Consider the following 12,950-nt stretch of genomic DNA (forward strand, 5'->3'; position numbering starts at 1 on the left):
ACCATGCGATCCACCCTGCCCAGCCTGCTGCTTATCGGCCTGATCTCGCTCACCGGTTGCGCCAGCATCAGTGGCGTCAACCCGCTCGACTCGGGCAAACCGCCGGCGCTGACCAAGGAAGCCGGGGAAGCCCTGCGCCTGGCCCGTGTCCTGCGCGACAACGGCAGGCTACAGGCGGCCTATGAAGTCTACGAACGCATGGACCAGCGCCAGCAACTCGAGGGCGCCTACCTGCTGGAGTACGCCAGCCTTGCCGCCACGCTGCGCCCGCAGCAGGAGGCACTGGCCCTCTATGGGCGGGCCAGGCGGCAACTGGGCGACGATCTGCAGGCCATCGCCCCCGGCCAGCGTATCGCCCTGTGCAACGGCGTGGGTCGTGCGCGCCTGGCCCTCGGGCAGTCCCAGCGCGCCATCGGCGATTTCCAGTGCGCCCTGCAGGCCGATCCGCAGAATACCCAGGCGCTCAATGGCCTCGGCGTGGCGCTGAATATCGGCGGCGACAGCGAAGGCGCGCGCGAGCAATTCGAAAAGATACTGGAACTGGAACCCGGCAACAGCGCCGCGGCCAACAACCTGGCCCTGGCCTGGCTCGCCAGCGGCGAGAACCAGCGCGCCATCGCCCTGCTCAACCAGGCGCGCAACGGTGGCGACGCCGCGCTGCAGTTGAACCTGGCCCTGGCCTATGTACTCGAGGGGCATGACGACACCGCCCGGCGCATCCTGCTGGAAAACCTGCAACCCGGCTTTGCCGGACGCATCATCGAAGACTTCCAGGCCACCCGCCAGCGCATCGCCGCCGGTGCGCCCCTGGCCCAGGAGCTGCTGGCCGCCAGCCAGCGTCCATTGGTACTGAGCGAGCAGGATTGAAGCATGCGTGATCTCTCCCGTTGCTCGCGTGACGAACAAGGCGTCACGGCAATAGAAACCGCCCTGATCCTGCCGGTCCTGCTGTTCGGCGTGATGATGCTGTTCGAGCTGGCGCGTATCGCCCTCATGATCGGTATCGGCAGCCTCGCGCTGGAGCACGCCCTGCAGAATTTCCGCCACGACTCGAACTTCTATCGCAAGAACGCCGAAGAGCTGCAGCAGGATATCGAAAAGCGCATGATCGATTTCTCCTACGACTTTCTCAGCGAAGAAAACCTGGAGATCGAAGTACTCCCCTTCGATAACCTCTATCAGTTCGGCAAAGGTACCAACGACCCCGGCGATGAAGAAGAAAGCCTGGCCGCCCAGAACGATCGCTCACCGCCCATCCTCAGTGTCACGGTCGACCTGAGCCAGCAGTTCATGACACCGCTGCCGGCCCTGTTCGGCCTCGGCGAGGCGTTCCAGTACCAGTATCGCCATCTGCTCGGCGACCTGCCCAGCGACGAAGACGACGAGGAAGACGAGTGATGAAGGCATTCAGCCCTCGCCGCCAACGCGGCAGCGCGATACTGGAAACCGCGCTGGTCATGCCGGTGCTGATCGGCACCGCACTCATCAGCGCCGACCTGTACAACGTCAACCAGGCGCGCAGCCACATGGAACAGTCGGCCCATACCATCGCCTCGGTTCTCTCCAACCAGAGCAGGTTGGACTACGACGGACTGCAGGCGCTCGTCGATCAGGTCGCCGCGGCGGAAATCCTCGGCGAGTACGAGTTGATCATCCACCAGGTGGCGCTGGATCGCAGCATGGCCTGGAGGCCCATATACCGCGGCTCCGCCGGCGACCTGTGCCCCCAGCAGAGCGAAGGCCTCGAATACACCGGAGAACTGCCGGAAGAACAGGAGTACGACCCGGAAAACCCCAGCACGACCGCCATGGTGGTCGTGCAACTGTGCCGCAACAGCTCCAGCCTGGCCCTGAGCAGCGGCCTGCTGGTGGACAAGGAGATGCAGGCCATCGCCTTCAATCGCATGCTCTATAACGAACTGGAGCTCGACGAAACCCTCGCCGCGGAAGTCGGCCTACGGGACGAGGACGAATAAGCCAGGGCAATCGTGCCTACGCTGGAATGCCTCGGGAAAGCGGCTGGAGGCTGGACGAAAGACTGGCCCAGCGTGTTTTCGTCCAGCTTTCCAGCCTCCAGCGCCTTTATCGAAGCTGGATGATAATGGCGCCGCTTCAACTACGCCCTCGCCCCTTGCCGCTATCCCGGCCCCGGCGCCTGACATCGGCAGGCCGCTCCGCGACGGCGCTACCACGCTCACGGGGCTTTCCAGCCTTCTGCCCATCGCGATCCTCCGCCGGGCGCAGCACGCGCTTGTTGCGCTCACTGCGGGTCAGCGGCTTGGAAGTCTTGCGTTGCAGGCGCTCCAGCTTCTCCTTCAGCTTGACCTTGACCTCGGGCAACGCCACCGGCGTCAGGCCGACTTCCTCGCTGAGGATATCCACTTCGCGCTGGGCCATTTCCCGCCAGCGTCCCATCGGCAGGTCGGCGGTCATGAATACCGGCCCGAAACGCACGCGCTTCAGGCGGCTGACCACCAGCCCCTGGGATTCCCACAGGCGCCGTACCTCGCGGTTACGCCCCTCCATCACCACACAGTGATACCAATGGTTGAAACCCTCGCCTCCCGGCGCTTGCTGGATATCGGTGAAACGTGCCGGGCCATCCTCGAGGGTGACACCCGCCTTGAGGCGCTCGATCATCTCCTCGTCCACCTCGCCACGCACACGCACCGCATATTCGCGGTCCATTTCGTAGGATGGGTGCATGAGCCGGTTGGCCAGTTCGCCATCGGTGGTGAACAGCAGCAGGCCGGTGGTATTGATGTCCAGGCGACCGATATTGATCCAGCGGCCTTCTTTCAGGCGCGGCAGGCGATCGAACACCGTCGGCCGGCCCTCGGGGTCGTCGCGGGTGCAGATCTCGCCATCGGGCTTGTTGTAGATCAGCACGCGGCGCACCGCTTCGCTGGCCTCTTCGCGTTTGAGCAGGCGGCCATCCAGGGCGATCGCATCGTGCAGATCGACCCGTTGGCCCAGGCCCGCCACAGCGCCATTGACCCTGACGCGCCCGGCGGCGATCCAGCCTTCGACTTCGCGGCGCGAGGCGAGCCCCATGCGCGCCAGCACTTTCTGCAGTTTCTCGCCGTGGGCGACATGGGGTTGGGGTGTTTCGTGCTCGGTCATCTGGGCACCTCCCGGTGTGACACTTCCGATTGAAAGGAGCCGTATCATACGCATTTGCACGACGCCACGCACGAAAGCCGCTACCGATCGCCAACGGACGCGGACAAACCCGCCTGCTCTGGTTTAACCTTCGGAAGTACAGTCAACTGCAACGGCCACAAGGAAAACACCATGCCGATCCACCAACTGCAATCGCAACTCGACGAACTGCGCAACCAGCTCGCCCAGGACACCCCGCTGACCGAGGAAGAGCGCGAGGCCCTGCATGAGATCGCCCAACGCATCGAAATCCGCCTGGCCAACGAAGGCTCCGGCGATACCGAGCCTGGCGACTCCCTGGTCGATGGCGTGAACCTGGCGGTCGAGCGTTTCGAAGTCAGCCACCCCACCACCGCCATCACCCTGCGCAATATCATCCAGAGCCTGGCCAATATGGGCATCTGAGAACCCGGCCTTCCCGCCTACGGTCACGAAACCGTTGTAGGGTGCGCTGCGCGCACCCTACTTGGACTCTGCTTCCCGCCCATGGCCTGACCGAGAACGGCCTATTGCCTGGCCAGCCTCGGGTTTACCTGGATGAATGGCTCACTGCTGCGATAGGGATTGATGTCCAGCCCGCCACGCCGCACATAGCGGGCGCTGACCGCCAGCCGCTGCGGACGCAGCACGCGCAACAGGTCGAGATAGATACGCTCCACGCACTGCTCATGGAAATCCGCATGCTGGCGGAAGCTCACCAGATAGGCCAGCAGGCTTTCCGGCCGCAGAAAAGGCCCCTGGTACTCCACCAGCACGCTGCCCCAATCGGGCTGGCCGGTCACCGGGCAATTCGACTTGAGCAGATGGCTGTGCAGGCTAGCGCTGACCTGCCGCGCCGGCTCGCAGCGCAGCAGTTCGGCGCGGGGCGCGGCGTAATCGCTGATGGCGATATCCAGGTCGTCGATGCACAGCCCCGGCAGCTCGGCCAGACCTTGCGCCGTTGCCTCCTGGATACTGCTCACACGCACCCGGACCGGTGCCCCCGCCACGGCGGACAGGTCGCGCACCAGCGTCTCGCCCAGGGCCTCGTGGCTGGCAAAGACCGTCTGGTTGAGCGAATTCAGATACAGCTTGAACGACTTGGATTCGATGATGTTCGGCGAGTCGGCCGGGATCACGAATTCGCCGATCGCCACCACCGGCTTGCCCGAAGGCAGCAGCCAGGACAGTTCATAGCAGTTCCAGATATCCACGCCACGGTAAGGCAGGGTCGCCGCCGTCAGCCCCAACTCATGCCATTTCGTTTCCCGGGAGATCGGGAACAGCAACTGCGGGGCGTAGCTGGAAACGTAGGCACTGGACTTGCCCAGTGGAGAAAGTTCGGCGGGGTGTTGCATGGCGAAGGAACCTGCTGGAGAAAACGCCCGCGATTGTAGCGCCTCACGGGCATTCGTGCCTTCGTCCGGGGCTGCCCACGCAGGACGATCGCGCTATGCCGTTATGCACCGGCAAGGTGCTTCGATAAAAGCGCTGGAGGCTGGAAAGCTGGACGAACAACACCGGCTGCCACGCGCTTTCATCCAGCCTTCCCACGCTGTTTCGGCTGTTTGCCGTGAATAGCGCGATCGCCCTGCCTGCCCACGGGGCGCTCACCCCATGCCTCGATGCGGGAATACATTGATAGCGGATTGGCAATTTTGTTTCTGGTCGATAAAGCGTGCCGCGTGATCTCTGATGCGGCGTTCCTGTGCGAATGCCAGCTACTTTCGGCGCTGCCTGAAAGAGCGAGAGCGGGTGAGCCGACGACCGTGGCGCCTGGGTTCCCGCCTGCGCGGGAACGACGAGGCTGGCTTTTTCTCGCAGTCGCCTCGGTATTCGCCGCGAGCCCGGCCAGCCCCTCGTAGCAACCTTCGCCGACAGGGATGTCGGCGAAGAGCGCCCCTTGTTCATATGGGCGACGGGTTCATGCGTGTTGCGTAGAGGGGCTGGTCGGGTTCGCGACAGCACGGACGCCAGCACAACGAAAACGGTCGATGGCCAGCCACAGACTTACTTGCCAATCCGATCGCAACAACCCCTGGGTAGCGCGCCTTTCCCGATACAGAGTCCGGACTACTGCCGCATGCCCCTGCCACGCTTGAGCAAGCCTACCGTCACCAGGTACAGCACCAGTACCGCCGCCAGCATGAAAGTGATGGCAGTGCCGATATGGATGTCGGAAACGCCGAGGATGCCGTAGCGGAAAGCATTGACCATATGCAGGATCGGGTTGGCCAGCGACAGGCTCTGCCAGAACGGCGGCAGCATATGGATCGAATAGAACACCCCGCCCAGGTAGGTCAGCGGCGTCAGGACGAAGGTCGGCACGATGGAGATATCGTCGAAATTGCGCGCGAACACCGCGTTGATCATCCCGCCGAGGGAAAACACCGTCGCCGTCAGCACGATCACCAGCAAGGTCACGCCCAGGTGGTGTACCTGCAGCTCGGTGAAAAACAGCGACAGCAGCGTGACGATAAAGGCCACCGCCAGCCCCCGGGTAATGCCGCCCAGGGCATAGCCGATGACGATCACATGGGGCGACACCGGCGACACCAGCAGTTCCTCGATGGAGCGATGGAACTTGGTGCTGAAGAAGCTCGACACCACGTTGCTATAGGCGTTGGTGATCACCGACATCATGATCAGCCCCGGCACGATGTACTGGGTATAGCTGAAACCGTCCATCTCGCCGATACGCGCGCCGATCAGGCTGCCGAAGATGACGAAATACAGCACCATGGTGATCGCCGGGGGCAGCAACGTCTGTGGCCAGATGCGGATATAGCGGCGGATCTCCCGGTAGGCGATGGTGTTCAGTGCAACCAGGTTGTCCTTCAGTTCCGGCTTCATGGGGCCACCTTCGACAGATTGTTCTGCACCATCGACACGAACAGCTCCTCCAGCCGGTTGGTCTTGTTGCGCAGGCTGCTCACCTCGATGCCCTGGGCCGCCAGCAGGCGGAACAACTCGGTAACGCCCTGCTCCTTGTCCACCTGTACCTCCAGCGTGTGCGGGTCGACCAAGCGCGCGGCATAGCCGCCGAGGTCGGGGGCCACGACCCGGGAATCCCTCAGGTCGAGCAGGAAGGTTTCCACATGCAGTTGCCTGAGCAATTCACGCATGCTGGTGTTCCTGACGATCTCGCCGCGGTCGATGATGCCGATGTTGCGGCACAGTTGCTCGGCCTCCTCCAGGTAATGGGTGGTGAGGATGATGGTGATGCCCTCGCGGTTCAGCCCGGTGAGGAAGCTCCACATCGAACGGCGCAATTCGATATCCACCCCGGCCGTCGGCTCGTCGAGGATCAACAGGCGCGGCTGGTGGATCAGCGCCCTGGCGATCATCAGGCGGCGCTTCATGCCGCCCGAGAGCATGCGCGAGGGCACGTTGCGCTTGTCCCACAGGCCCAGCTCGCGCAGGTAGCGCTCGGCGCGCTCCTTGGCCACGCGGGCGGGAATGCCGTAGTAGCCAGCCTGGGTCACGAGGATGTCGAAAGCCTTCTCGAACTGGTTGAAGTTGAACTCCTGCGGCACCACGCCCAGGCAGCGCTTGAGCCCGGCAGGATCGCGGTCGAGGTCGTGGCCGAATACCTCGACATTGCCGGAGGTCTTGTTCACCAGGGTCGACAGGATGCCAATGGTGGTCGACTTGCCAGCCCCGTTGGGTCCGAGCAAGGCGAAGAAATCGCCTTCGGCCACGTCCAGGTCGATGCCCTTGAGGGCCTGGAAGCCGTTGCCGTAGGTCTTGGTCAACTGGCGGATGGAGAGAGCGGAACTCATAAAGACACGCACGCGTCATGCAGAAAGATCGCAGGTAAATGGGGGCGGCCCGCGGCAATTGCAACCGGAAATGACCAGCTCTTTGCCGGAAGCGCGGGCCACCCATGCTCGACGGTGAGCCGAGAACTTCCTGCCTGGAGTGCCTGTCCACTGGGGAAGCCCCGGCGTTTCATGGCAAGGTCCATGAAACGCCGGATACCGGCCCACCCATTCGAGGAGAGGAACTGCATGTCGCTGATCTGGTTACTGGTTCTGCTACTGGGCAGTGCCGTGCTCGCCCACCTGCGCCTTGGTGCTCGTCCGATCCTGGGAGCCATCGCCGCCTATCTGCTGCTGATGGGATCATGCGATGGCGGGCCGGTCTGGCTCATGTTCATCCTTTGGCTGGTCCTGGCGGTCGTGGCCATTCCACTGTTCGCTACGAACCTGAGGCGGAAATACTTCAGCGGACCAATGTTCGACTGGTTCAGGAAAGTCCTGCCGCCGATTTCCGCCACCGAGCGCGATGCCATAGAAGCCGGCAGCGTCTGGTGGGACGGCCAGCTCTTCAGCGGTCGACCGGACTGGGACACACTGCTCGGCTACCCGGCGGCCAGGCTCACGGATGAAGAACAGGCCTTCCTCGACGGCCCCACCGAAGCCCTCTGTGCGCTGGTCGACGAATGGGATGTCAGCCAGCGCCTGGACCTGCCGCCCGAGGCCTGGGACTTCATCAAGACCCACGGTTTCTTCGCCCTGATCATCCCCAAGGAATACGGCGGCAAGGGCTTCTCCGCCTATGCCCACTCGCAGATCGTGATGAAACTGGCGACCCGCAGCGGCGACCTGGCCAGCACCGTGATGGTGCCCAACTCCCTCGGTCCGGCGGAACTGCTGCTGCACTACGGCACCGAGGCGCAGCGTAATCATTACCTGCCGCGCCTGGCCAACGGCAGCGATATCCCCTGCTTCGCCCTGACCGGCCCCTACGCCGGCTCGGACGCCGGCGCCATGACCGACAGCGGGGTGATCTGCAAAGGGCAATGGCAGGGCGAGGAAGTGCTCGGCCTGCGCCTGAACTGGGAAAAGCGCTATATCACCCTCGGCCCGGTGGCCACCCTGCTCGGCCTCGCCTTCAAGACCTACGACCCCGAGCACCTGCTGGGCGGGGAAAGCGAACTGGGCATCAGCCTGGCGCTGATCCCCACCGATACCGCCGGCGTCAGCATCGGCCGCCGCCACCTGCCACTGGGCGCGGCCTTCATGAACGGTCCGAACTGGGGCAAGGATGTCTTCGTACCCCTGGAAGCCATCATCGGCGGGCAGGAAATGATCGGCAAAGGCTGGATGATGCTGATGAACTGCCTGTCCGTCGGCCGCTCCATCTCCCTGCCGGCCACTGGCGTCAGCGCCGCCAAGACCTGCAGCTACGTATCCGGGCGCTACGCGAGCATCCGCGAACAGTTCGGCGTGCCGCTGGCCGCCTTCGAGGGTATCCAGGAGCCCCTGGCGCGCATCGGCGGCAACGCCTGGCTGATGGACAGCGCGCGCATCCTCACCGCCAACGCGGTGGACCTGGGGGAAAAGCCCTCGGTGCTCTCGGCCATCCTCAAGTACCACCTGACCGAACGTGGCCGCGAGTGCATCCGCGATGCCATGGATATCCACGGCGGCAAGGCCATCATCCTCGGCCCCAGCAACTACCTGGGGCGCCTGTGGCTGTCGGCGCCGATCTCGATCACCGTCGAAGGCGCCAATATCCTTTCGCGCAACCTGATGATCTTCGGCCAGGGCGCCATCCGCTGCCATCCCTTCGTACTCAAGGAGATGGAGCTGGCCAACGAGCCGGACCGCGAACGCGCCGTCGCCCGCTTCGACGAGTTGCTGCTGCAGCATATCGGTTTCGCCATCGGCAACAGCGCCAGCACCCTGGTGCTCGGGCTGACCCTGGGCAAGCTCGGCAACGCCCCCGGCAATGCGCTGACACGCCCCTATTTCCGGGCGCTGGATCGCCTGGCCGCCGCCTTCGCCATGCTCGCCGACCTGTCGATGATGCTGCTCGGCGGCGAGCTCAAGCGCCGCGAACGCCTTTCCGCTCGCCTGGGCGACGCCCTCAGCCACCTCTACCTGGCTTCCGCCGCGCTCAAGCGCTACCACGACCTGGGCTACCCGAGCGAACAGGAAGCGCTACTGCGCTGGAGCCTGGAAGACTGCCTGCACAAGGCGGAACAGGCGCTGGCCGGCGTCCTGCAGAACTTCCCCAACAAGACGCTGGGCTGTCTGCTGCATCTGCTGGTGTTCCCTCTCGGCGCGCGCCACAACGGCCCCTCCGACCAGTTGGATGCGCAGGTTGCGCAAATCCTCGGCCGTGCGGAAGGCGACCCGGCGCTGGAACAGATACTCGAAGGCGTCTACCGCCCGCAGTCGGATCAGCAGCCCCTGGGCGCCTTGAAGCTGGCGTTCGAGCAGTTGCATGCCCAGCGCGACACCCTGCGCAAGCTGCAACAGGCGCTCAAGCGCGGCGATGTCCAACCGGCGCCGGGAGAAGACACAGTCCTCGCGGCACAGCGGGCCGGTCTGCTCGGCGAGGAGGAAGCCAGGCTCGTCCATGCCGCAGAGGCGGCACGGCGCAAGGTCATCGACGTGGACGATTTCGACAAGGCCGAACTGCAACGGCCCGACGATGACTCACGGTAAGCCATTGCAATCGCAAAGAGCGCCCGGAATGGCCTTGGCCGCGCATCCTCATCCGACGGAAGCCCATTCCGCGCTGGCACCACTCGCATAAAAAGAAGAAAACTTTATGCGATGGTCGTAATATTACGTCTGCCTTTGCACAGGAGCCTGTCATGCAATACCGCCCGCTTGGACGTACCGACCTCAAGCTCAGCGCCATCACCCTCGGCACCATGACCTGGGGTGAGCAGAACACCGAGGCCGAGGCCTTCGAACAGATCCGCCTGGCCAAGGATGCCGGCGTCAACACCCTGGACACCGCGGAGATGTACCCGGTACCGCCGGGAGGCGAAACCTATGGCGCCACCGAACGCATCATCGGCAACTACTTCCGCCGCTTCGGCGACCGTGCCGACTGGATACTGGCCAGCAAGGTGGCCGGCCCCGGCCGCATGGAGCATATCCGCGACGGCAACCCGCGCCTGGACCGCGCCAATATCACCGCCGCCCTGGATGCCAGCCTGCAACGCCTGAACACCGACTACCTGGACCTCTACCAACTGCACTGGCCGGATCGCAAGACCAACTTCTTCGGCGAGCTGGGCTTCAAGTACGACCCGGACGATAGCTTCGTCGCCATCGAGGACACCCTGGAGGTGCTCGCCGAGCTGGTCGACGCCGGCAAGATCCGCCATATCGGCCTGTCCAACGAAACCCCATGGGGCGTCCAGCGCTTCCTGCACCTGGCGCAAAGCCGCGGCTGGCCGCGCGTGGTATCCATCCAGAACCCCTACAACCTGCTCAATCGCAGCTTCGAGGTCGGCCTGGCGGAAATATCCCTGCGCGAGCAGGTCGGCCTGCTGGCCTACTCGCCCCTGGCGTTCGGCGTACTCTCCGGCAAGTACCTGGACGGCGCCCGCCCGGCCAATGGTCGGCTGACCCTGTTCGAGCGCTTCCAGCGCTACAACAACCCGCAAGTCGAACGGATAGTGCCGCGCTATGTCGAGCTGGCCCACCGGTACGGCCTCGACCCGGCGCAACTGGCGCTGGCCTACGTCACCAGCCGGCCCTTCGTCACCAGCAACATCATCGGCGCCACCAGCCTCGAGCAGCTCGCCAGCAACCTGGCGAGCACGCAGGTCGAGCTGAGCCCGGCACTGCTCGACGAACTGGAAGCGCTCCACCTGTCGCAACCCAACCCGGCACCTTGAGGCCATGCTTTCAACGTATTTGAACCGGTAGGCGTAGCCATAGGCTGGAAGCGGAGGCCATTGCAGGATGCGCATGGCGCATGTGAACCTTCCAGTTTCCAACTGCTTCTCCCACAACCAGAACACCCTGCCGCGAGCCCCGAATTGTCCAGCCTTTCCAGCACCACGAAACCTGCAAGCGTCTACCGCCACCCGGGCTTCCTGCCCTTCCTGATCGGCCGCATGGTCGCCGTCGGCGCGATCCAGATACAGGCGGTGGTGGTCGCCTGGCAGGTCTACGAAATGACCCGCGACCCGCTGTCGCTGGCCTATGTCGGCCTGGCGCAGTTCATTCCCATGGTGCTGCTGCTGATGCCGGCGGGCGACCTGATCGACCGCTATGCGCGCAAACCGATCCTGGCCATCAGTTGGGGTGTCGAGGCGATCTGCGCGGCATTGCTGGCCTGGCTGTCATTCACCGATGCACAGAATCCCCTGGCGATCTACGCCGTACTGGCCCTGTTCGGCTGTGCCCGTGCCTTCACCGGGCCGGCCCTGCAAAGCCTGCTGCCGCAGATCGTTCCACGCGAACAACTGGCCGCGGCCATCGCCGCCAACAGCATGATCATGCGTGGCGCCAGCATCCTCGGCCCGCTGTTCGGCGGCGGCCTGTACGCCTGGGGCGGCGGCGCCCTCACCTACGGGCTGTGCATGACCGCCTTCCTGCTGGGGCTGCTGCTGCTGATATGGGTACCGGTGCGCTTCGCCGACAAGATCGAGAAAGCCGGAAGTGGCGCCTGGGAGCGCTTCACCGCGGGCATTCACTTCATCCGCAACCGCCCGATCATCCTCGGCACCATCTCCCTGGACCTGTTCGCCGTCCTGCTGGGAGGCGTCATCGCCCTGCTGCCGATCTATGCCCAGGATGTCCTGCAAGTCGGCCCGCAAGGGCTCGGCGCCCTGCGCAGCGCCATCGCCATCGGCGAAATCGCCATGGGCCTGTACCTGAGCCTGCACCCTTTCAACCGCAAGGTCGGCCTCACCATGTTCGGCGCAGTCGCCCTCTTCGGCCTGGCCAACCTGATATTCGCCCTGTCCACGCTATTCTGGCTTTCCTTCGCCGCCCTGCTGGTGGCTGGCGCCGCCGACATGGTCAGCGTCTATATCCGCTCTTCGCTGATCCAGTTCTCCACCCCCGACAACATGCGTGGCCGGGTCAATGCGGTGAACATGCTGTTCATCGGCTCTTCCAACGAACTCGGCGAGTTCCGCGCCGGCAGCAGCGCCGCCTGGCTCGGCGTGGTGCCCGCCGCCGTGCTCGGCAGCCTCTGTTCCATCGGCATCGTCGCGACCTGGATGCTCTGGTTCAAACCACTGCGCCAGATCGACCGCTTCGAACAGGCCAGCCCGGATAGAGGCAGCCATAAGCCTGAAGCTTGAAACGGACGGCACCGGGACTGGCGGCTAATCCCCGGTGTATTCGCAGCCGCTGGTGCAGGTTTCATGCACGCGGATACGCGAAAGCCCCGGCAACAGGGGCTTCAACCGGCCCCAGAGCCACTCGGCCAGCACCTCGCTGGTGGGGTTTTCCAGCCCGGGGATATCGTTCAGGTAATGATGGTCGAGCTGCTCGTAGACCGGCCGGAAGATAGCCTTGATATCGGAAAAATCCATGACCCAGCCCAGCACCGGGTCCAAAGGCCCCTGCACATGGATCGCCACCCGGAACGAATGCCCATGCAGACGCCCGCATTTGTGGCCATCGGGTACGTTCGGCAGCTTGTGTGCCGCTTCGAAGGTGAATTCTTTATAGATTTCCATGCAAACCTCGTCCCGCTGGACCGCCTTGTGCAAAGACCCGCCGAAAGGCAGGATCGGAGGATCTGAAAAAGGCCGCGATTATGCATCAGAACGACGGGCTTGCGTTGCGCTATCCCAGTAGCGCACAGGGTAATCGGGGCATGCGTGCCGGGAAGCTCATTGCGACCGGATTGGCAAGTAAGTCTGTGGCTGGCCATCGACCGTTTTCGTTGTGCTGGCGTCCGTGCTGTCGCGAACCCTACCAGCCCCTCTACGCAACACGCATGAACCCGTCGCCCATATGAACAAGGGGCGCTCTTCGCCGACATCCCTGTCGGCGAAGGTTGCTACGAGGGGCTGGCCGGGCTCGCGGCGAATACCG

At 64.0% G+C, this 12,950-nt stretch carries 12 protein-coding genes; 7 read left to right on the top strand and 5 right to left on the bottom strand.

The window, feature by feature from the left end:
- Positions 1 to 3: 3 nt before the first annotated feature.
- The 3 genes from DNJ95_RS09050 to DNJ95_RS09060 are packed head-to-tail and all read left to right on the top strand — an operon-like array spanning position 4 to position 1,976.
- Positions 4 to 867, top strand: coding sequence for a tetratricopeptide repeat protein (locus DNJ95_RS09050; RefSeq protein WP_131184400.1), 864 nt, complete (start codon positions 4 to 6; stop codon positions 865 to 867).
- Between the two features lie 3 nt (positions 868 to 870).
- On the top strand, positions 871 to 1,398 hold the full coding sequence (locus DNJ95_RS09055) for a TadE/TadG family type IV pilus assembly protein (protein ID WP_131184401.1): 528 nt from the start codon (positions 871 to 873) through the stop codon (positions 1,396 to 1,398).
- Positions 1,398 to 1,976: a TadE/TadG family type IV pilus assembly protein gene (locus tag DNJ95_RS09060; RefSeq protein ID WP_131184402.1), complete on the top strand. Its 579-nt coding sequence runs from the start codon at positions 1,398 to 1,400 to the stop codon at positions 1,974 to 1,976. The genes DNJ95_RS09055 and DNJ95_RS09060 overlap by 1 nt, the downstream gene beginning before the upstream one ends.
- A gap of 136 nt (positions 1,977 to 2,112) precedes the next feature.
- On the opposite strand, the gene rluB is transcribed toward DNJ95_RS09060, so the two are convergent.
- Positions 2,113 to 3,123 carry a 23S rRNA pseudouridine(2605) synthase RluB gene (rluB, locus tag DNJ95_RS09065; protein WP_131184403.1) on the bottom strand — a complete coding sequence of 337 codons (1,011 nt, stop codon included), beginning with the start codon at positions 3,121 to 3,123 and terminating at the stop codon, positions 2,113 to 2,115.
- Positions 3,124 to 3,294: 171 nt separating this feature from the next.
- On the opposite strand from rluB, the gene DNJ95_RS09070 reads away from it, so the two are divergent.
- Positions 3,295 to 3,567, top strand: a complete 273-nt coding sequence (locus DNJ95_RS09070) for a DUF4404 family protein (RefSeq protein WP_131184404.1) — start codon at positions 3,295 to 3,297, stop codon at positions 3,565 to 3,567.
- Between the two features lie 101 nt (positions 3,568 to 3,668).
- Here the strand turns inward: DNJ95_RS09070 and queF are convergent, their stop codons facing one another.
- The 3 genes from queF to DNJ95_RS09085 form a co-directional block, all read right to left on the bottom strand.
- Entirely contained in the window at positions 3,669 to 4,499 is an 831-nt protein-coding gene (gene queF, locus DNJ95_RS09075; protein ID WP_131184405.1) for an NADPH-dependent 7-cyano-7-deazaguanine reductase QueF, read from the bottom strand.
- 715 nt (positions 4,500 to 5,214) lie between these two features.
- A complete protein-coding gene (locus DNJ95_RS09080) occupies positions 5,215 to 5,994 on the bottom strand; it encodes an ABC transporter permease (RefSeq protein WP_131184406.1) in 780 nt (259 codons plus the stop codon).
- Positions 5,991 to 6,923, bottom strand: coding sequence for an ABC transporter ATP-binding protein (locus DNJ95_RS09085; protein WP_131184407.1), 933 nt, complete (start codon positions 6,921 to 6,923; stop codon positions 5,991 to 5,993). The genes DNJ95_RS09080 and DNJ95_RS09085 overlap by 4 nt, the downstream gene beginning before the upstream one ends.
- Positions 6,924 to 7,151: 228 nt before the next feature.
- Here DNJ95_RS09085 and DNJ95_RS09090 point away from each other — a divergent pair, with 228 nt between their 5' ends.
- The 3 genes from DNJ95_RS09090 (at position 7,152) to DNJ95_RS09100 (ending at position 12,208) form a co-directional block, all read left to right on the top strand.
- A complete protein-coding gene (locus DNJ95_RS09090; RefSeq protein ID WP_131184408.1) occupies positions 7,152 to 9,599 on the top strand; it encodes an acyl-CoA dehydrogenase in 2,448 nt (815 codons plus the stop codon).
- Positions 9,600 to 9,751: 152 nt separating this feature from the next.
- Complete coding sequence (locus DNJ95_RS09095) at positions 9,752 to 10,789, top strand: NADP(H)-dependent aldo-keto reductase (RefSeq protein ID WP_131184409.1); 1,038 nt, start codon at positions 9,752 to 9,754, stop codon at positions 10,787 to 10,789.
- Between the two features lie 144 nt (positions 10,790 to 10,933).
- Positions 10,934 to 12,208, top strand: a complete 1,275-nt coding sequence (locus tag DNJ95_RS09100) for an MFS transporter (RefSeq protein ID WP_420824391.1) — start codon at positions 10,934 to 10,936, stop codon at positions 12,206 to 12,208.
- Positions 12,209 to 12,232: 24 nt separating this feature from the next.
- Here the strand turns inward: DNJ95_RS09100 and queD are convergent, their stop codons facing one another.
- On the bottom strand, positions 12,233 to 12,589 hold the full coding sequence (queD, locus tag DNJ95_RS09105; RefSeq protein ID WP_131184410.1) for a 6-carboxytetrahydropterin synthase QueD: 357 nt from the start codon (positions 12,587 to 12,589) through the stop codon (positions 12,233 to 12,235).
- Between the last annotated feature and the right edge of the window lie 361 nt (positions 12,590 to 12,950).

Origin of the sequence: Stutzerimonas kirkiae, assembly GCF_004327335.1 — a bacterium.
GTDB classification, from domain to species: Bacteria; Pseudomonadota; Gammaproteobacteria; order Pseudomonadales; family Pseudomonadaceae; genus Stutzerimonas; species Stutzerimonas kirkiae.